General features: G+C 59.6%; 16 protein-coding genes and 1 riboswitch. Of the genes, 6 read left to right on the forward strand and 10 right to left on the reverse strand.

What is annotated here, in order from left to right; translation table 11 throughout:
* Positions 1–1,575, forward strand: coding sequence for an ABC transporter ATP-binding protein (locus ACWR1S_RS15860; protein ID WP_454564156.1), 1,575 nt, complete (start codon positions 1–3; stop codon positions 1,573–1,575).
* 190 nt (positions 1,576–1,765) lie between these two features.
* Here ACWR1S_RS15860 and ACWR1S_RS15865 read toward each other — a convergent pair whose 3' ends face one another.
* Together ACWR1S_RS15865 and ACWR1S_RS15870 are read right to left on the reverse strand one after the other, a co-directional pair.
* Positions 1,766–2,083, reverse strand: a complete 318-nt coding sequence (locus tag ACWR1S_RS15865) for an SCP2 sterol-binding domain-containing protein (protein ID WP_007912567.1) — start codon at positions 2,081–2,083, stop codon at positions 1,766–1,768.
* A 50-nt stretch (positions 2,084–2,133) separates the two neighbouring features.
* Entirely contained in the window at positions 2,134–2,844 is a 711-nt protein-coding gene (locus ACWR1S_RS15870; RefSeq protein ID WP_454564157.1) for a histidine phosphatase family protein, read from the reverse strand.
* Between the two features lie 204 nt (positions 2,845–3,048).
* Between ACWR1S_RS15870 and sohB the strand changes: the two genes are divergently transcribed.
* Positions 3,049–4,080 (forward strand): protease SohB, encoded by a 1,032-nt coding sequence (gene sohB / locus ACWR1S_RS15875; protein ID WP_454564158.1) that lies wholly within the window; start codon positions 3,049–3,051, stop codon positions 4,078–4,080.
* 62 nt (positions 4,081–4,142) lie between these two features.
* On the opposite strand, the gene ACWR1S_RS15880 is transcribed toward sohB, so the two are convergent.
* A complete protein-coding gene (locus ACWR1S_RS15880; protein WP_160058279.1) occupies positions 4,143–4,637 on the reverse strand; it encodes a DUF934 domain-containing protein in 495 nt (164 codons plus the stop codon).
* Positions 4,621–6,279: a nitrite/sulfite reductase gene (locus ACWR1S_RS15885; RefSeq protein WP_454564159.1), complete on the reverse strand. Its 1,659-nt coding sequence runs from the start codon at positions 6,277–6,279 to the stop codon at positions 4,621–4,623. Before ACWR1S_RS15885 ends, ACWR1S_RS15880 begins: the two co-directional genes overlap by 17 nt.
* 525 nt (positions 6,280–6,804) lie before the next feature.
* Here ACWR1S_RS15885 and ACWR1S_RS15890 point away from each other — a divergent pair.
* On the forward strand, positions 6,805–7,878 hold the full coding sequence (locus ACWR1S_RS15890; protein ID WP_454564160.1) for an ABC transporter substrate-binding protein: 1,074 nt from the start codon (positions 6,805–6,807) through the stop codon (positions 7,876–7,878).
* Positions 7,879–7,883: 5 nt separating this feature from the next.
* Here ACWR1S_RS15890 and ACWR1S_RS15895 read toward each other — a convergent pair whose 3' ends face one another.
* Together ACWR1S_RS15895 and metH are read right to left on the reverse strand one after the other, a co-directional pair.
* On the reverse strand, positions 7,884–8,102 hold the full coding sequence (locus ACWR1S_RS15895) for a DUF2970 domain-containing protein (RefSeq protein WP_008080467.1): 219 nt from the start codon (positions 8,100–8,102) through the stop codon (positions 7,884–7,886).
* 193 nt (positions 8,103–8,295) lie between these two features.
* Positions 8,296–12,006 carry a methionine synthase gene (gene metH, locus ACWR1S_RS15900; protein ID WP_454564161.1) on the reverse strand — a complete coding sequence of 1,237 codons (3,711 nt, stop codon included), beginning with the start codon at positions 12,004–12,006 and terminating at the stop codon, positions 8,296–8,298.
* A 154-nt stretch (positions 12,007–12,160) separates the two neighbouring features.
* On the opposite strand from metH, the gene ACWR1S_RS15905 reads away from it, so the two are divergent.
* The 3 genes from ACWR1S_RS15905 to nfuA all read left to right on the forward strand — a co-directional run bounded on the left by ACWR1S_RS15905 (position 12,161) and on the right by nfuA (position 16,316).
* A complete protein-coding gene (locus ACWR1S_RS15905; protein WP_454564162.1) occupies positions 12,161–14,467 on the forward strand; it encodes a fatty acid cis/trans isomerase in 2,307 nt (768 codons plus the stop codon).
* A gap of 184 nt (positions 14,468–14,651) precedes the next feature.
* Complete coding sequence (locus tag ACWR1S_RS15910) at positions 14,652–15,674, forward strand: acyltransferase family protein (RefSeq protein WP_454564163.1); 1,023 nt, start codon at positions 14,652–14,654, stop codon at positions 15,672–15,674.
* A 57-nt stretch (positions 15,675–15,731) separates the two neighbouring features.
* Positions 15,732–16,316 (forward strand): Fe-S biogenesis protein NfuA, encoded by a 585-nt coding sequence (gene nfuA, locus ACWR1S_RS15915; RefSeq protein ID WP_007912592.1) that lies wholly within the window; start codon positions 15,732–15,734, stop codon positions 16,314–16,316.
* 144 nt (positions 16,317–16,460) lie between these two features.
* Here nfuA and cobM read toward each other — a convergent pair whose 3' ends face one another.
* The 4 genes from cobM to ACWR1S_RS15935 all read right to left on the reverse strand — a co-directional run bounded on the left by cobM (position 16,461) and on the right by ACWR1S_RS15935 (position 18,607).
* On the reverse strand, positions 16,461–17,207 hold the full coding sequence (gene cobM / locus ACWR1S_RS15920) for a precorrin-4 C(11)-methyltransferase (RefSeq protein WP_454564164.1): 747 nt from the start codon (positions 17,205–17,207) through the stop codon (positions 16,461–16,463).
* A 79-nt stretch (positions 17,208–17,286) separates the two neighbouring features.
* The gene (locus ACWR1S_RS15925; RefSeq protein WP_454564165.1) at positions 17,287–17,700 is read right to left on the reverse strand and encodes a cobalamin biosynthesis protein; all 414 of its coding nucleotides are present in this window, start codon (positions 17,698–17,700) and stop codon (positions 17,287–17,289) included.
* Entirely contained in the window at positions 17,697–18,398 is a 702-nt protein-coding gene (locus ACWR1S_RS15930; RefSeq protein WP_454564166.1) for a CbtA family protein, read from the reverse strand. Before ACWR1S_RS15930 ends, ACWR1S_RS15925 begins: the two co-directional genes overlap by 4 nt.
* A gap of 11 nt (positions 18,399–18,409) precedes the next feature.
* The gene (locus tag ACWR1S_RS15935) at positions 18,410–18,607 is read right to left on the reverse strand and encodes a CbtB domain-containing protein (RefSeq protein ID WP_454564167.1); all 198 of its coding nucleotides are present in this window, start codon (positions 18,605–18,607) and stop codon (positions 18,410–18,412) included.
* A 124-nt stretch (positions 18,608–18,731) separates the two neighbouring features.
* Positions 18,732–18,953, reverse strand: a riboswitch (cobalamin riboswitch).
* Positions 18,954–19,199 lie beyond the last annotated feature (246 nt).

Consider the following 19,199-nt stretch of genomic DNA (forward strand, 5'->3'; position numbering starts at 1 on the left):
ATGCCTGAACATCTGATCGAAATACGTGACCTGCGCGTCGCGTTCAATGGCCAGCCTGTGGTGCACGGCATCGACCTCGATATCCGCCCCGGCGAGTGCGTGGCGCTGGTCGGGGAATCCGGCTCCGGCAAATCGGTGACGGCGCACAGCATTCTGCAATTGCTTGACCCGGCCATCACCCGGATCGACGGCAGCATCCGCTATGACGGCACGGAGTTGCTGGGCGTGCATGAGCGCTATCTGCGGCAACTGCGCGGTCACCGCATCGCGATGATTTTCCAGGAACCGATGAGTTCGCTGAATCCATTGCACACGATTGAGCGACAACTGGGTGAAAGCCTGGCGCTGCACAAGGGGCTGGCCGGGGCGGCGGCGCGGTTACGGATTCTGGAGTTGCTCGAACTGGTGGGCATCCAACGCCCGCGTGAGCGGCTCAAGGCTTATCCGCATCAACTCTCGGGCGGTCAGCGCCAACGGGTGATGATTGCCATGGCGCTGGCCTGTGAACCGCAGTTGCTGATTGCCGACGAGCCGACCACGGCGCTGGACGTGACCGTGCAACGCAAGATTCTGCTGTTGCTCAAAGAGCTGCAGGAGCGCTTGGGCATGGCGCTGTTGATCATCAGTCATGACCTGAATCTGGTGCGCAATATCGCTCAGCGGGTGGCGGTCATGCGTGGCGGGGTGATTGTCGAGCAGGCGTCGTGTGAACAGTTGTTCAGCGCGCCGCAGCATCCTTACAGCATTGAGTTGCTCAACGCTGAGCCGGCGGGCGAGGCGTTATGTCGGGAACCCGCTGAGGATTTACTGGAGGTGCGCGATCTCAATGTACGCTTCCGTTTGGGCGGCGGATGGCTGCGCGCGAAGTCTTGGTTGCACGCGGTCAACGGCATTGACTTGAATCTTCAGCGTGGCAAGACCTTGGGCATTGTCGGCGAATCCGGTTCCGGCAAATCGACACTGGGCCAGGCCATTCTGCGTTTGCTTGATGCCCAGGGCAGTATTCGCTTTCGGGGCGAGGCGCTGGAGCACTTGAACGGCAAGCAACTCCGGCCACTACGCAAATGCCTGCAAGTGGTGTTTCAGGATCCGTTCGGCAGTCTCAGTCCGCGCCTGTGTGTGGAGCAGATCATTGCTGAAGGTTTGCAGGTGCACAGCGATTTGAATGCCGGCGAGCGTGGGAGGGCGGTGATTGATGTGCTGCGTGAAGTCGGTCTCGATCCGGCCACCCGGCATCGCTATCCCCACGAGTTTTCCGGTGGTCAGCGGCAACGCATCGCCATTGCCCGGGCACTGGTGCTCAAGCCCGACTTGATCCTGCTGGATGAGCCGACGTCGGCACTGGATCGCACGGTGCAAAAACAGATTGTCGCGTTATTGCGGCGTTTGCAGGCGGAACACGGTTTGACCTACCTGTTCATCAGTCACGATCTGGCGGTGGTGCGCGCGTTGGCGCATGACTTGATTGTAATGAAGGAGGGTGAAGTGGTGGAGCGTGGCGAGACAAATGCGCTGTTTCATGCAGCGCAGCATCCGTATACCCGAGAGTTGCTGGCGGCTTCGTTCACCGGTTGACCACCTATCAAATGTGGGAGCGAGCTTGCTCGCGAATGCGATGTGACAGGCAATAGTGATGTCGACTGAGTTGACGCCTTCGCGAGCAAGCTCGCTCCCACAGGTGTTGAGCATAAGCAGTAAAGCTCGGCGCTCGAATGTAAAAATCCCGCCATGAAGGCGGGATTCTTTTTTTTACTGAACGACGCTATTACGACGGGAACAGTTCGGACAGTTTCATCGACAGCATCATGTCGCCTTCAACGCGCAGCTTGCCGCCCATGAAAGCCTGCATGCCGTCGGTTTCGCCGCTGACGATACCTTTCAGGGTTTCGCTGTCCAGCACCAGCGTGCAGTTGGCGTCCGGGTTTTCACCTTCCTGAATGTCGCAGGTGCCGTCTTTGACGATCAGCGAGTACTGCTTGTCTTCGTCGGTGATGTTGAAACCGAAGACCAGATCCAGGCCGGCAGCAGCGGCTGGGTTGAACTTGGCTTGCATTGCTTTTACGGCATCGGCTACGGAGGTCATGGTTCGATCCTTATGAGGTTGATTACAGCAAGGTTCACAGTTATCCGGACTCAACGGAAAGTGATGAGTTCCGGAGCCTTCAGCAGTTGCAGGTGTGCATGACTGTTGAAGGAGGCCAAAGCCACCTCGCGACCGCGGAACTTCAGCTGGTTGAGCGAGGTGTTGACGATTTGCCAGTTCAATTCAAAGGCCTGTTTCGCAGGCATTTGCGTAATGAGGTGGAGCAGGGCGGTGATGGTGCCGCCGGAGGTAAATACGGCGATTTTCTGGTTTTTATCGGCCAGATCGAGAATTCGCTGCAGCCCGGCCTGGACGCGTTCAACGAAACCCAGCCAGCTTTCCAGCCCCGGCGTGTCGTAAGTGCCGGCCAGCCAGCGCTCGATGATCAGGGCGAAAATGCGTTGGAATTCGCCACGGTTCTGCGCGGCGTTGCGCAGGATGTCGAGGGCTTCCGGCTCGGCCGCCAGCATGTCCGGGAGCAGGGCGCGGATGATCGCGTCGGCATCGAACTCGTTGAAGGCGGAATCGGTTTCCAGGGTCGGTACCGGCAGGCCTTTGGCGGCGAATTGCGCCAGCGCGCTGGTGGCCGTGTGCTGCTGACGACGCAGGTCACCGGCGAGGCAGCGATCGAAGCTGATACCCAGTTCAGCGAGGTGCTGACCGAGGATTTCTGCCTGGCGCACACCGGTTGGCGACAGGACGTCATAGTCGTCTGCACCAAAGGAGGCCTGGCCATGTCGAATCAAGTAGATGCTGCCCACGTCCGCGTCATCCCGGTACGTTGAAGGTTTGGCGAGGTTATGAGGATGACGGGAAGCTGTCAATGAAAAAACATACGCTTGTTTGAAATGCCCGTTACAGGCGTGTTGCCAGAGGTTTCACGGCTGGCCGATGAGCCAGCGCATGGGTATGCTGGAGCCATCCCGCGTGTGTTTCACATCCACGCACTGTTCTAAGGAGTCTCTGTGGAGTTTTTCACCGAATACGCCAGCTTCCTGGCCAAGACCGTCACCCTGGTGATCGCCATTCTGGTGGTACTGGCCAGTTTTGCTGCATTGCGCAGCAAGGGCCGGCGCAAATCGGCCGGTCAGTTGCAGGTCAGCAAACTCAATGATTTCTACAAGGGCCTGCGCGAGCGGCTGGAGCAGACCTTGCTCGACAAGGATCAGCTCAAGGCCATGCGCAAGGGCGAAGCCAAGTCCGAGAAAAACGCGAAAAAGCAGAAGAAGCAACCTGACGCCAAATCCCGCGTGTTCGTCCTCGATTTCGACGGCGACATCAAAGCCTCGGCCACCGAGAGCCTGCGCCATGAAATCACCGCGCTGCTGACCCTGGCCACGCCAAAGGACGAAGTGGTCCTGCGTCTGGAAAGCGGCGGCGGCATGGTCCACAGCTACGGCCTGGCGTCGTCGCAACTGGCGCGTATCCGCGAAGCCGGCGTGCCATTGACCGTTTGCATCGACAAGGTCGCGGCCAGCGGCGGCTACATGATGGCGTGCATCGGCGAGAAGATCATCAGCGCGCCGTTCGCGATTCTCGGCTCGATCGGTGTGGTTGCGCAGTTGCCCAACGTCAATCGCTTGCTGAAGAAGCACGACATCGACTTTGAGGTACTGACCGCCGGCGAGTACAAACGCACCCTGACCGTGTTTGGCGAAAATACCGAGAAGGGACGGGAGAAGTTCCAGGAAGACCTGGACATCACTCATCAACTGTTCAAAAACTTCGTGGCGCGCTATCGCCCGCAACTGGCGATTGACGATGTGGCTACCGGTGAAGTCTGGCTCGGCGTCGCGGCGCTGGACAAACAACTGGTCGATGAACTCAAGACCAGTGATGAATACCTGGCAGACCGGGCGAAAAAAGCCGAGGTCTATCACCTGCACTATGCCGAGCGCAAAAGCTTGCAGGAGCGTATCGGCATGGCCGCCAGCGGTTCAGTTGACCGCGTTCTGCTGAGCTGGTGGAGTCGTCTGACTCAGCAACGCTTCTGGTAAAGCGAGCAGGCATAAAAAAACGCCGGTCACATGACCGGCGTTTTTTCGTCCGCAGCTAACCTTCAGCGGCGGCGGAACAGCGGCAGCGGCTCGTCAGTGGCGGCCTGATAGGTCACCGAGAAGTCCTTGAGGCCTTCCAGCGCTTCGTACGGGTCTTTGTCCGCACGGATGGCAAAGGCATCGAAACCGCAGCGATGCATATAAAACAACTGATCGCGCAACACGTCGCCAATCGCCCGCAACTCACCTTTGAAACCATAACGGTCGCGCAGCAGACGGGCGTTGGAGTAATTGCGGCCGTCGGTGAACGCCGGGAAGTTCAAGGCAATCACCTGAAACTCAGCCACGTCTTCACCGATTTCTTCGGCTTCTTCGTCGGCGTCCAGCCAGATGCCCAGACCACCGTCGCGGGCCTTGAGCATGCGGCTGTGTTCGCGCCACAGTTGCAACGGCACGATCAGATCGTCGCAGTTGCTGATCTCGTCGATGTTGAAATCCTTGGGCAGCAAGTGCCAGGTTTCGTCGACGACCTCGTTGTTCTTAATGATTCGCTGCATAGACGCGTTCCTTGAAGAGGTCGATGCCAATACGCTGGTAGGTGTCAATGAAGCGCTCGTCTTCGGTACGTTGTTCAACGTACACGTCGATCAGCTTCGAGATCACGTCCGGCATGGCGTCCTGGGCGAAGGACGGGCCGAGGATCTTGCCCAGGCTCGCATCACGGCTGGCGCTGCCACCGAGGGAGACCTGATAGAACTCTTCGCCTTTCTTGTCGACGCCGAGGATGCCGATGTGGCCGACATGGTGGTGACCGCAGGCGTTCATGCAACCGGAGATGTTCAGGTCCAGTTCACCGATGTCGAACAGGTAATCCAGGTCGTCGAAGCGGCGCTGGATCGATTCGGCAATCGGGATCGACTTGGCGTTGGCCAGCGAGCAGAAATCACCGCCGGGGCAGCAGATGATGTCGGTCAGCAGGCCGATGTTCGGCGTGGCGAAACCGCCTTCACGCAGTTCGCCCCAGAGGGTGAACAGTTGGCTTTGCTCGACGTCGGCAAGAATGATGTTCTGCTCGTGCGAGGTGCGCAGCTGACCGAAGCTGTAGCGGTCGGCCAGATCGGCGACGGCATCGAGCTGCTTGTCAGTGATGTCGCCCGGGGCAACGCCGGTCGGCTTCAGCGACAGGGTCACGGCGACATACCCCGGCTTTTTGTGCGCCAGGGTGTTGCGGGTGCGCCAGCGAGCGAAACCCGGATGCTCTTTGTCGAGATCGGCGAGTTGCGCGGTCTGGTTTTCCAGCGCTTTGTAGTCCGGGTCGACGAAGTGCTTGGCCACGCGCTGCAGCTCGGCGTCGGTCAATGTGGTCTGGCCACCGCGCAGGTGTTCCATTTCCGCATCGACTTTCTGCGCGAACACTTCCGGCGTGAGGGCTTTGACGAGGATCTTGATCCGCGCCTTGTATTTGTTGTCGCGACGGCCGTAGCGGTTGTAAACCCGCAGGATGGCGTCGAGGTAGCTCAACAGGTCCTGCCACGGCAGGAACTCGTTGATGAATGCGCCAACCACTGGCGTACGGCCGAGGCCACCACCGACCAGCACACGGAAACCCAGTTCGCCAGCGGCGTTGTGCACCGGCTCAAGGCCAATGTCGTGGACTTCAATGGCGGCGCGGTCAGCGGTCGAACCGTTGACGGCGATTTTGAATTTACGCGGCAGGTAAGCAAATTCCGGGTGGAACGTGGTCCACTGGCGGACGATTTCGCACCATGGGCGCGGATCGATCACTTCGTCGGCAGCGACACCGGCGAACTGGTCGGTGGTGACGTTGCGCAGGCAGTTGCCGCTGGTCTGGATCGCGTGCATCTGCACGGTGGCCAGTTCAGCCAGAATGTCCGGGATGTCTTCCACCGCCGGCCAGTTGAACTGCACATTCTGCCGCGTACTGATGTGGGCGTAGCCCTTGTCGTAGTCGCGGGCAATCTTGGCCATCATGCGCGTCTGACGCGAAGTCAGTTGGCCGTAAGGCACCGCCACCCGCAACATCGGCGCGAAGCGCTGGATGTAGAGGCCATTTTGCAGGCGCAGGGGGCGGAATTCTTCTTCGCTCAGCTCACCTGCCAGATAGCGTCGGGTCTGATCACGGAACTGCTTGACGCGGTCCTCGATGATCCGCTGATCGTACTCGTCGTATACGTACATATAAGTCCTGTTCTCAGGCTTGGGCTACTCGGAAAACGCTGCGTTTTCGCGTGCTGGAGTCCGGTTTTGCCTCTGCAATTCTGCGCGCACGGCCGCGCACTCCCTAGAGGAGCCGGGGCAATATACCCGTTTGCAGTTATGCGCAAAAGTGATGTTTGAGTATATGTAAAGAACCAAATCGCCTAACGAGAATGGCTGTCAACTAACCCACATTTGTCGTGCGGACAATCATCGTCTTAACTGTGGTCGAGTCTTTCTGCAATCACCGATAAAACCGACAAGAGGCGATGCAATGAGCAACCCGACCAAGGCAAGAAAAAGCGACAGCAGTGTCGATGCGTGGGCCATTTTGTTCCTGATCATTCTGGTAGTAGGGACAGCGGTATTCTGGGTCAGCCATCAGTAAAACGACCTATCCGGGCCCGCGCCCGACGAATTGTCGGACAAAAAGCGGGATCAGGCATCAATAGCCAGAGGATCGATGGCTATAATGCGCGGCCATTTTTCCTTGGGCCCGGATGCTTCATGTTCAAGTTTTTCCACATCGGTTTTCTGCTGTTCGGCGCGCTGTTTCAGACCGGCGCGCGGGCGGAGTCTGTGCTGTTTTTGAACCCGGGCTCGACACAGGAAGCCTTTTGGGTCAGCTATTCGCAATTCATGCAGGCGGCCGCCCGGGATCTGGGTATCGATCTGCAGATCCTCTATTCCCAGCGCCAGCCCGAACTGACCCTGGCGCAGGCACGCTTGGCGTTGCAGGGGCCGAATCGTCCCGAGTACCTGATTTTCGTCAACGAACAATACGTTGCGCCGCAAATCCTGCGTCTGGCCGAGAACAGTGGCGTAAAACTGTTTATGGTCAACGCCGCGCTGACCCCGGACCAACAGGCAATGGTCGGTGAGCGTGACGATCGCATCGGCAGCCTGATACCGAACGACGAGGAGGGCGGTTACTTGATGATGAAGGAGCTGATCCGCCTGCATCCGTCGTCGGCAAACGCTGAGCCGATTGAAGTGTTGGCGTTCTCCGGCCTGAAGGTCACCCCCTCGGCGCAACTGCGCGAGCGCGGCATGCAGCGGGCGTTGGCCGAACATCCCCAGACTCGCTTGCGACAGCTGGTTTACAGCGGCTGGACCCAAGAACGCGCCTATGAACAGGCCAGGCAATTGTTCACGCGTTATCCGAAGGTGTCGCTGGTGTGGTCGGCCAATGATGAAATGGCTTTCGGCGCGATGCGCGCGTACGCCGAGACGGGCAAGGTTCCTGGCAAAGATGCCTTGTTCAGTGCGGTCAATACGTCACCGGCGGCTTTGCAGGCGCTGGTTGACGGGCGCCTGAGCGCGTTGGTCGGGGGGCATTTCACCCTGGGTGGCTGGGCATTGGTCGAGTTGCATGACGTTGAGCAAGGCGTCGAGCTGAATCACTACGGCGGCCGTGACCGGCAGATTCCCCTGTTGCAGTTGATCGACATACCGCACGCCCGGCAAATGCTGGCCATGGGCAAATCGCCGGACTACGGCGTGAATTTCCGCAAGCTCTCGGCCAAGGGACGTCCGGACTCGTATCGCTACCCGTTCACCCTGCAAACCCTGATGCGCTGACTTCGTCAAACCCCGGCGAAATGCAGCACCAGTTTGACGATGGCAAACAGCGTCAGTGCAAACACTGCGGTGAACAGAATGCCCAGCACCACGAAATGGCTGGGCTTGCCATGGGTGAAGTCCCTTGCCCGGTTCTTGCCGCTTTGCACCCCGAACGCCGCCGCCATCACGCTGTGCAGCATCTGCCAGAAGGTCGGCGGTTTGTTGTCGACTGGATCGTCCATAAATCCCTCGTCTGCCGTGTGTGTCAGACAAGCATAGCCAACCCTTTGCAGAACACCGCAAAAGCAAATGTGGGAGCGACGGTGCGACGATTCGACTTGCTCGCGAATGCGGTCGATCATTCAGCATTAATGTTGAATGACATGACGCCTTCGCGAGCAAGCTCGCTCCCACAGGGTTTTGCGTAAGTCTTGATTAGTTATCGTAGCCGAGGTTCGGCGCGAGCCAGCGCTCGGTCACGCTCAGCTCCTGACCTTTGCGCGAGGTGTAACTGGCGACCTGATCCTTATCGACCTTGCCTACGGCGAAGTACTGCGCCTGCGGATGGGCGAAGTACCAGCCACTGACCGCTGCCGCCGGGAACATCGCGTAGTGTTCGGTGAGGAACACGCCGCTGCGGCCAGCACGCATTTCTTCGGCTTGCGGATCAAGCAGCGCAAACAACGCAGCCTTTTCGGTGTGATCCGGGCAGGCCGGGTAACCCGGAGCAGGGCGGATGCCGCTGTATTGCTCTTTGATCAGCGCTTCGTTGTCGAGGGTTTCGTCCTTGGCGTAACCCCAGTGCTCTTTACGCACTTGCTGGTGCAGCCATTCGGCACAAGCCTCGGCCAAACGGTCGGCGAGGGCTTTGACCATGATCGAGTTGTAGTCGTCGCCGGCGTCCTGATAAGCCTTGGCGACTTCCTCGGCGCCGATGCCGGCGGTGGTGATGAAACCCCCGACGTAGTCGGTCACTTCACTGTCCTTCGGCGCAACGAAGTCGGCCAGCGAGAAGTTTGGCTTGCCGTCGGTCTTGATGATCTGCTGACGCAGGTGATGCAGTTTGGCCAATGGCTGGCCGTCATCGCCGTACAGTTCGATGTCGTCGTCATGCACCTGATTGGCCGGCCAGAAGCCGAACACCGCACGGGCGCTGATCAACTTCTCGTCGATCAGCTTGGCGAGCATTTCCTGCGCGTCCTTGTACAGCGCGGTGGCGGCTTCACCGACCACTTCGTCTTCGAGGATGCGCGGGAATTTGCCGGCCAGGTCCCAGGAGATGAAGAACGGCGTCCAGTCGATGTATTCGGCCAGCACCTTGAGGTCGATGTTGTCCAGCACCTTGCTGCCGGTGAACGTCGGTTTGACCGGCTCATAAGTCGCCCAGTCAAACTGCGGCTTTTTGGCAATCGCGGCGGCGTAGCTCAAGCGTTCGGTACGGGCGCTGCGGTTGGCGGTGCGTTCGCGCACTTCAACGTATTCGGCACGGGTTCTTTCAACGAAACCGGCCTTCAATTCTTTCGACAGCAACTGCGTCGCCACGCCCACCGCACGGGAGGCGTCGGTCACGTAGACCACGGCATCGTTGCTGTACTTCGGCTCGATCTTCACGGCGGTGTGCGCTTTGGACGTGGTCGCGCCACCGATCATCAGCGGCAGATGGAAATCCTGACGCTGCATCTCACGCGCGACGTGGACCATTTCATCCAGCGACGGCGTGATCAGGCCGGACAGGCCGATGATGTCGCACTTCTGCTCTTTGGCCACTTGCAGAATCTTCTCCGCCGGCACCATCACGCCGAGGTCGACGATGTCGTAGCCGTTGCAACCGAGCACCACGCCAACAATGTTCTTGCCGATGTCGTGCACGTCGCCCTTCACCGTGGCCATGAGGATCTTGCCCTTGGCTTCCGGCTTGTCGCCTTTTTCCAGTTCGATAAACGGGATCAAGTGGGCCACGGCCTGCTTCATCACGCGAGCGGATTTCACCACTTGCGGAAGGAACATTTTGCCGGCGCCGAACAGGTCGCCAACGATGTTCATGCCGGACATCAGCGGACCTTCGATCACTTCGATCGGACGGGCGAACGACTGACGCGATTCTTCGGTGTCTTCAACGATGTGCGTGGTGATGCCTTTGACCAGTGCATGTTCCAGACGCTTGTTGACCTCCCAGCTGCGCCACTCTTCGGTCTCGGCTTCCTTGACGCTGCCATCGCCCTTGTACTTGTCGGCAATGGCGAGGAGGGCGTCGGTGCCGTTTGGCGTGCGGTTGAGTACCACGTCTTCGACGGCATCGCGCAGTTCCTGCGGGATCTGGTCGTAGATCTCCAGTTGACCGGCGTTGACGATGCCCATGGTCAGGCCCGCGCGGATCGCGTACAGCAGGAACACCGAGTGAATCGCCTCGCGCACCGGGTTGTTGCCACGGAACGAGAACGACACGTTGGACACGCCGCCCGAGGTCAGCGCATACGGCAGTTCATCGCGGATATAGGCGCAGGCATTGATGAAGTCCACAGCGTAGTTGTTGTGTTCTTCGATGCCGGTGGCGACGGCGAAGATGTTCGGGTCGAAGATGATGTCTTCCGGCGGGAAGCCGACTTCGTTGACCAGAATGTCGTAGGAGCGTTTGCAGATCTCTTTCTTGCGCGCTTCGGTGTCGGCCTGGCCAGCTTCGTCGAACGCCATCACCACCACCGCAGCGCCGTAGCGCTTGCACAGTTTGGCGTGGTGGATGAACTGCTCGACGCCTTCTTTCATGCTGATCGAGTTGACGATGCCCTTGCCCTGAATGCACTTGAGGCCGGCTTCGATCACTTCCCATTTCGACGAGTCGATCATGATCGGCACGCGCGAGATGTCCGGCTCACCGGCGATCAGATTGAGGAAGGTCACCATGGCCTTCTTCGAATCGAGCATCCCTTCGTCCATGTTGATGTCGATCACCTGCGCGCCGGCCTCGACCTGTTGCAGGGCGACTTCCAGCGCTTCGGTGTAGTTGTCTTCACGGATCAGCCGGGCGAATTTGGCCGAGCCGGTGATGTTGGTGCGTTCGCCGACGTTGACGAACAACGAACTGCGATCGATGGTGAACGGCTCCAGGCCCGAGAGGCGGCAAGCCTTGGGGATGTCGGGAATCTGCCGTGGCGCATAACCGGCGACGGCTTTGGCGATGGCTTCGATGTGCCCCGGCGTGGTGCCGCAGCAGCCGCCGACGATGTTGAGGAAGCCGCTCTGGGCAAACTCTTCGATGACTTTGGCGGTTTCCGACGGCAGCTCGTCGTACTCGCCGAATTCGTTCGGCAGACCGGCGTTCGGGTGCGCGGACACGTGGGTGCTGGCCTTGTTCGACAGCTCTTCCAGGTACGGACGCAACTCGCTGGCGCCGAGCGCGCAGTTGAGGCCGACGGAAATTGGCTTGGCGTGTGCCACCGAGTTCCAGAACGCTTCGGTGGTCTGGCCCGACAGGGTCCGGCCGGAGGCGTCGGTGATGGTCCCGGAAATCATGATTGGCAGTTCGATGTGCAGCTCTTCGAACACGCCTTGCACGGCGAAGATCGCCGCTTTGGCATTGAGGGTGTCGAAAATGGTTTCGATCAGGATCAGGTCGGCGCCGCCCTCGATCAGGCCTTTGGTGGCTTCGGTGTAGTTTTCCACCAACTCATCAAAGGTGACGTTGCGATAGCCCGGGTTGTTGACGTCCGGCGACAGCGAGCAGGTGCGACTCGTAGGACCGAGCACGCCGGCGACGAAGCGCGGCTTGTCCGGGTTCTCGGCGGTCTTGGCGTCGGCGACCTTGCGCGCCAGACGTGCGCCTTCTACGTTTAACTCGTAGGCCAGTTCTTCCATGCCGTAGTCGGCCATGGAAATTCGCGTAGCGTTGAAGGTATTGGTTTCGAGGATGTCGGCGCCGGCATCCAGATAGGCTTTCTCGATGCCGCCGATCACATCGGGACGGGTGATCACCAACAGGTCGTTGTTGCCCTTGACGTCACTCGGCCAGTCCGCGAAGCGTTTGCCGCGATAATCCTGTTCTTCGAGCTTGTAGCTCTGGATCATCGTGCCCATGCCGCCGTCGAGTATCAGGATGCGCTCTTTGAGAGCTTGCTTGAGAGCTTGAAGGCGGACGCTGCGATCGGACATTTGGACTACTCGGAAAGACCATTACGAAGGAGCGGGATCATAGCAAACCTGTGCGCTTTTGGAGCATGCGGGGCTTTTGCATGAATATCGCTCATGTTGGTACGGGCGTCATACTGTAGAATCGCGGCGTTTTTTTACAATCGGGATCAGCAGCATGTCTTACCGCGTCATTGGTTTTGTGTTGCTGTTTCTCAGCTGGGGCGCCGTGGCGCAAGAGCCAGCGACTGTGCCGGGCATTTCTCAGTCGATTTCTTACGTCCGCGACATCCAGCCAATTTTCACCGAGAAGTGCGTGGCCTGCCATGCGTGCTACGACTCGGCCTGTCAGCTCAACCTGGGCAGTGGCGAGGGCGCGGCCCGTGGCGCCAGCAAGATGCCGGTTTACGATGGCGAGCGCACACAAGCGGCACCGACCACTCGGCTGTTTTACGACGCCTTCGGCAAACGTGCCTGGCAGCAGAAAGACTTCTATTCGGTGCTCGATGCCCAAGGCAGTCAGGCGGCGCTGATGGCGCGCATGCTCGAACTCGGGCACAAAACGCCATTGACGCCGAATGCCAAACTCCCGGAAGAGATTGTGCTGGGCCTGAATCGCGAGAACATGTGCGCGCTGCCGGCCGAATTTGAGGGTTATGCCGGTGCCCATCCGAAAGAAGGCATGCCGCTGGCGGTGACCGGGCTGACCGATCAGCAATATCAGACGCTGCAGCGCTGGCTGGCCTCGGGTGCGCCGATTGACGAGCAAGGCCTGGCGCCGAGCGCGAAAGAGGCGCTGCAAATCGTCCAGTGGGAAAATCTGCTTAATACTCCCGGCGCCCGGCAGAGTCTGGTCGGACGCTGGCTTTACGAGCACTTGTACCTCGCGCACATCTATTTCAAGGATGGCGAGCCGGGGCATTACTTCCAGTGGGTGCGTTCGCGCACTCCGAGCGGTCAGCCAATCGACCTGATCGCCACCCGTCGTCCCAACGACGATCCGGGCACGCAGGTGTATTACCGCTTGTGGCCGGTGCAAGGGGTGATCGTGCATAAAACTCACATCACTTATCCGCTGAGTACGGCGAAGATGGCGCGGGTGAAAAGCCTGTTCTATAGCGGCAATTGGCAGGCCAATGCGCTGCCCGGTTACGGTCCGCAGAGTCGCGCCAATCCGTTTGCCACGTTCGAAGCGATTCCGGCGCAGGCGCGTTATCAGTTCATGCTCGATAACGCCGAATACTTTGTCCGTACTTTTATTCGTGGCCCGGTGTGCCGTGGGCAGATTGCGACCGACGTGATCCGCGACAACTTCTGGGCGCTGTTCCAGGCACCGGAACACGACCTCTATATCACCGACCCGAACTACCGCGGCCAGGCCACGCCGTTGTTGGCCATGCCGGGGCAGAACGACGATGTCGGCAGCGTCCTCAGCCTGTGGCACAACTACCGCAACAAACGTAACGAGTACGAGGCGTTGCGCCGCGACAGTTATGCCGATCAACCGGCTCCGAGCTGGTCGACGCTGTGGGCTGGCAACGACAACGCGTTGCTGAGCATTTTCCGCCACTTCGACAGTGCTTCGGTGACCAAAGGCCTGATTGGCGAGGTGCCGCAGACGATGTGGTTGTTCGACTATCCGCTGCTGGAACGCACCTATTACCAGTTGGCAGTCAACTTCGATGTGTTCGGTAACGTGTCCCATCAGGCACAAACCCGCCTGTATTTCGATCTGATCCGTAACGGTGCGGAACAAAACTTCCTGCGCCTGATGCCCGCCGATTCCCGCGAGGATTACCTCGACGATTGGTACCAGAGCAGCGGCCAGTTCAAGATGTGGCTCGATTACGAGGCGATTGATGACGACAAACCGACCGCGCTGAAACTCGACGAGAAAGACCCGAAATACGACTTCGCCATGCAGTTGCTGGCGCGTTACGGCGATCTCAATGCGCGGCCTGATCCGATCAACCGTTGCGACGGCGCTTATTGCTCGCGGCCGAATATCGACCCGGCGCTGCAAAACGCCGAGCAGGCGCTGAGTCGCCTGACTTCGCGTCCGGCGGCCGGTTTGAAGGTCATCGACCAACTGCCGGAAGCCACCATGCTGCGCGTTGAAACTGTCAGCGGCAAACGCGAGGTCTACAGCCTGCTGCGCAACCGGGCGCACAGCAACGTGGCGTTCCTGCTCGGTGAGTCACTGCGCTATCAGCCGGGGCTGGACACGCTGACCATTTACCCGGGCGTGCTCAGCAGCTATCCGAACTTCATCTTTAATATCCCTGCCGATCAGGTGCCTGAATTTGTCGATGCGATGGAAAATGCCAAGGATGCCAATCGCTTCGAGAAAATCGTCGAACGCTGGGGGATCCGCCGCAGCCATCCGCAATTCTGGTTCTATTTCCATGATCTGAGCCAGTACCTGCACGAAACCGACCCGGTGGAAGAGGGCGTGCTGGACATGAACCGCTACGAGAATCTTTGATCATTTGAGGCGAGGCTGCTGTCCCAACTTCAAGCGACACCGCAAAACCCCTGTAGGAGTGAGCCTGCTCGCGATAGCGGAGAATCAGGCACTGGAGATGTTGAATGTGCCGCCGCCATCGCGAGCAGGCTCACTCCTACAAGGGGTCTGCGGTGGTTTCAGGAATTGTGATCGGGAGCGGCAGATGTTGATTTCAGTGCAAGCCCTGCGTGCGCTTGCAGCGTGGATGGTGGTCTGCCACCACTTCATGCAGATTTTCTTCGACTTCAAAGCGCGCGGGCCGATTGGGCAACTGTTTATCGACAAAGGCGCGGTGGGCGTCGATATCTTCTTCGTCATCAGTGGGCTGGTAATTTTCCTCTCGACCGAAAACAAACCGCTGCCGCCCGCGCGTTTCCTGCTGTACCGGCTGTTTCGCATCGTCCCGGCGTATTGGCTGTACACGCTGTTGATGGCGCTACTGGTGGTGTTCGCCCAGCCGTTACTGCCGGATCAAACGGTGGACTGGGGTCATCTGCTGCTGTCGTTGCTGTTCATTCCTACCGAGAATCCCGGCGGCTACGGTATCTATCCGACGTTGAATGTCGGCTGGACGTTGAATTACGAAATGCTTTTCTACGTGCTGTTTGCCTGGGCACTGCTGTTTCGCTTGCAGGTGCGCCTGCTGGTGGTCGCGGCGCTGTTGTTTGCGGTGTGCCAGGCGTGGACCGGGTTTGGCTGGGTCAGCGCGTTTTATCGGTCGGACATCGTCTATGAGTTTCTGCTGGGGATCGGCATTGGCATGCTCTATCGCCGGGGCTGGATCGGCCCTGGTTTGTGGCTGCCGCTGACCGCCATCGGCGCGGCGTTAATGGCGATTTATCACCTGGCACCGGCGCCGAGGTTGCTCAACTGGGGGGCGCCGAGCGCGGTGCTGGTGATGGCGTGTATCTCGCTTGAGCGTTATGTCGAGCGCAGTCGTGTCCTCAAACTGCTCGGCGATTGCTCGTATTCGGTGTATCTGATGCACGTTCTGGTGTTGTCGGCAGGCGGATATCTGGCCCGGCGCTACGGCATCAATGCGTATTTGATGTTTGTCGTGTGCGCGCTGGCCATCGGCGTCGGTTCCTGGCTGAGCTACGAATGGGTGGAAAAGCGCAGCTATCGCTGGCTCAAAGCCTGTATCGACAATGAGCCTGACGAGAATCTTTCCCGACAAAAATACTAGGACTTTGTCCGGCGCAACGATTGGCGTAAACTGCGCCCAAGCCTGCGAGGAGTTTCCATGACCGCTATTACCATTACCGACGCCGCCCACGATTACCTGGCCGATCTGCTCTCCAAGCAGAACACCCCGGGCATCGGCATCCGCGTCTTCATCACCCAGCCTGGCACCCAGTACGCCGAAACCTGCATTGCCTACTGCAAGCCGGGCGAAGAAAAGCCTGAAGACACCGCGCTGGGGCTGAAAAGCTTCACCGCTTACATCGATCACTTCAGCGAAGCGTTTCTTGACGACGCTGTTGTCGACTACGCCACCGACCGCATGGGCGGCCAGCTGACCATCAAGGCGCCCAACGCCAAAGTACCGATGGTCAACGCCGACAGCCCGGTCAACGAGCGCATCAACTATTACCTGCAAACCGAAATCAACCCGGGGCTGGCCAGCCACGGCGGTCAGGTCAGCCTGATCGATGTGGTTGAAGACGGCATCGCCGTGCTGCAGTTCGGCGGCGGCTGCCAAGGCTGCGGCCAGGCGGACGTGACCCTGAAGGAAGGCATCGAGCGCACCTTGCTCGAGCGCATCCCTGAACTGAAGGGCGTTCGCGACGTGACCGACCACACGCAGAAAGAAAACGCCTACTACTAAGGTGTTCGCTGCGGACATGAAAAACGGCGCCCCGTGAGCGCCGTTTTTTTATGCCGGAAATTCAAGAAAGCCTTCGCGAGCAAGCTCGCTCCCACATTTGATCGCATTCCCAATGTGGGAGCGAGCTTGTTCGCGAAAGGGCCTTTATGGGCGATAAAGATGAGCATGCCCGGCGCGATACAGCGATGACTCGCTAAACACTTCACTGCCCAAAACGCGCCCAACCAGAATCAACGCCGTACGCCGAAACCCTTTGGCCTCGACCTTCCCGGCGATATCCGCCAGCGTCCCCACCACCCAATCCTGATCCGGCCACGTCGCCCGGTGAATCACTGCAATCGGGCAATCCGCGCCGTAATGCGGCAGCAGCTCCGCCAGAATCTTCTCCAGATGGTTGACCCCCAGATGAATTGCCATCGTCGCGCCGTGTTGCGCCAGACTGCCGAGTTCTTCGCCCGCCGGCATCGCGGTTTTATCGGCATAGCGGGTCAGAATCACACTTTGCGAAACGTCCGGCAGAGTCAGCTCCGCACCCAGCAACGCGGCACAGGCTGCCGTCGCCGTGACCCCCGGAATGATCTCGAACGGAATATTCAGCTCACGCAGATAACGGATCTGCTCGCCGATCGCGCCATACAGGCTCGGATCGCCGGAATGCACGCGTGCCACATCCTGGCCCTTGGCATGCGCGGTCTTGATCAGTTCGATGATCTGCTCCAGATGCAGTTCAGCGCTGTTGACCACCGTCTCGGCTTGATGGCCGTCGAGCACCGCCGCCGGCACCAGCGAGCCTGCATAGATAATCACCGGGCAACTGCGGATCAGCCGCTGGCCTTTGACGGTGATCAATTCCGGGTCGCCGGGGCCGGCGCCGATGAAGTAAACGGTCATCGTTAAATCCTTGGAAAAGAGGCGCAGCAACGCTTCAGATGAAGATTGCTCATGATCAATGGCGGGGATTATCGGGATTTTACGCCGCGCCGGCCAATGCCAACGTTGCCTGAGCGTATTTTTGCCGGGAAATCAGCAGTTTTGCCGGTGCCTGGATCAACTGTTCGGCGAGGGCCAACGCCGCGCTTTCTGCCACGCCGTAGCAACCGGTGCGTTCGTAGGCGATTTGCGAATGGTGGCTGAGTCGTTGCTGATAACTGGCCAGTTCTTCACTGCTGAAATACAGCAAGGGCAGGGCCAGTTGTGCGGCAAGTTCTTGCAGGCCAGGCTCATCGCGCTTCAAGTCGATGCTGGCCAACGCCTTGACCGTTTCAAGTTCAATACGGTGTGCCTGTAAGGCTTGGTCAAGCAACGCGCGCAGCGTGCTGGCCGGGCAGCCGCGCTGGCAGCCCAGGCCGACCACGAAGGTCGGCGCTGCGCTGTCATGGCTCATGCGTGGTATTGGCCATCGCTTTTGCGGCGGAACAACCAGGCGCTGATCAGGCCCAGGGCCAGCCAGAACGCCACGTTGGTCAACTGCGAAGCGATTTTGAACTGAGCTTCCAACGCTTCTGGCGCGAGCATCGAATGCACTTCCGGCTGCGGTGCGCCGATCACGTGCGGCACGGCGAGAATGGCCACGCCGAGGACTTTCATCAGCCAGTGACGGCTGAACGCGATCAACGACAGGCCGACGGCGGTCGAGGCGGCTGTGCCGATCCACCACATCTGTCGCGAGGCCAGGTCAGCGGCCGCGGTGCCCGGCAACTCGGGTGGCAGACCCAGGGTTGGCGCTAGAACGAAGGTGGCATAACCGGCCAGACCCCAGAGCAGACCTTGTGAGGTTTTGGTCGGGGCGCGCAGGGTGTACAGGCCCGCGAGCATCAGGGCGAAACCCACCGCAACCACCAGATTGCCGCCAGTGGTCGAGACCACGCGCTGCCAGCCGTCTTCCGGCTCCCAGGCTTCGGCATCGTGGGTGTGGCCGGCCATGGCGCCTTCGGCGTGTTCATGAACAGCCACCGGTTCGGCTTTCTCGTAGGTTTCGGCCTGAAGAATCAGCGGTGAAACCCAGAAGCTTTGCAGCAGGGTGAGGAGCAGGGCGGCCAGCAGCCCGGTGAAACCTGCGGTTTGCGCAATACGCTTGATCATGTCGGCAGGTCTCAGTGGCACGGAAACGCGGCGCTGTGGCGGGTATCGTGGGCGGCGTTGTGCACCGCTTCGATGTGCGAGAAACCGGCGAAGTAGACCAGGCTGGCGCCGAGGATCGACGCGAAGATCGCGGCGCTCAGGCGTTGGCTCAGGGTGGTGGTGCTGGCGATTTTGTCCGTGTTGCTGCCGGTGCTGCTGATGATCGACATGGCGCTTCCCTCTGGAGTGTCAGTGGGTGAATCGAGCGCATGAAAACCCCTGCGGGTCGGGCTCGCAGAGGTTCGAACAGCGCCCGCCCACCGCGGGTTTGTTATGTTCAGCGACGCACAAGGTGCGGACTGTGTGTTGCGGGCCGGTCTCCGGGCTCACGAGGGGTTGGCGTCAGGCCGACCTGCAAGCGTCACCTTCCCATGCCGCACGGGCACAGTGGTTTTGACGCTTCGCTCGCTTACCGTTGCGGGGGCAGCACCGGACTGACATGGGCTTGAGTAAAGCACATGATTCACCGGTTTCCCGTTTCACCCTGTGAAGGGCACCCGTAACAAGTTGTGTAGGAGAGCATGAGGGGGGGATTTGAGTCAATTGGATGGGGGGCATATCCGTTGCTGCGGTAACGGCGGCTTAGGGTTTCGCCCTTACGGCGAGTCACCTTTTCCAAACGCCGAAAAGGTAACCGAAAAGGCTTTGCCCTGACGTTCGGCCCTCGCTGTGGCTCGGGTTCCTTCGCTCCGGGATTGATCCGGGGGGCAGCGCCTACGGTTTGCTTCGCTGCACCTCCTCTCGCTGTGTTTGGCTGCGCCA

Source organism: Pseudomonas sp. AIG, assembly GCF_977020205.1.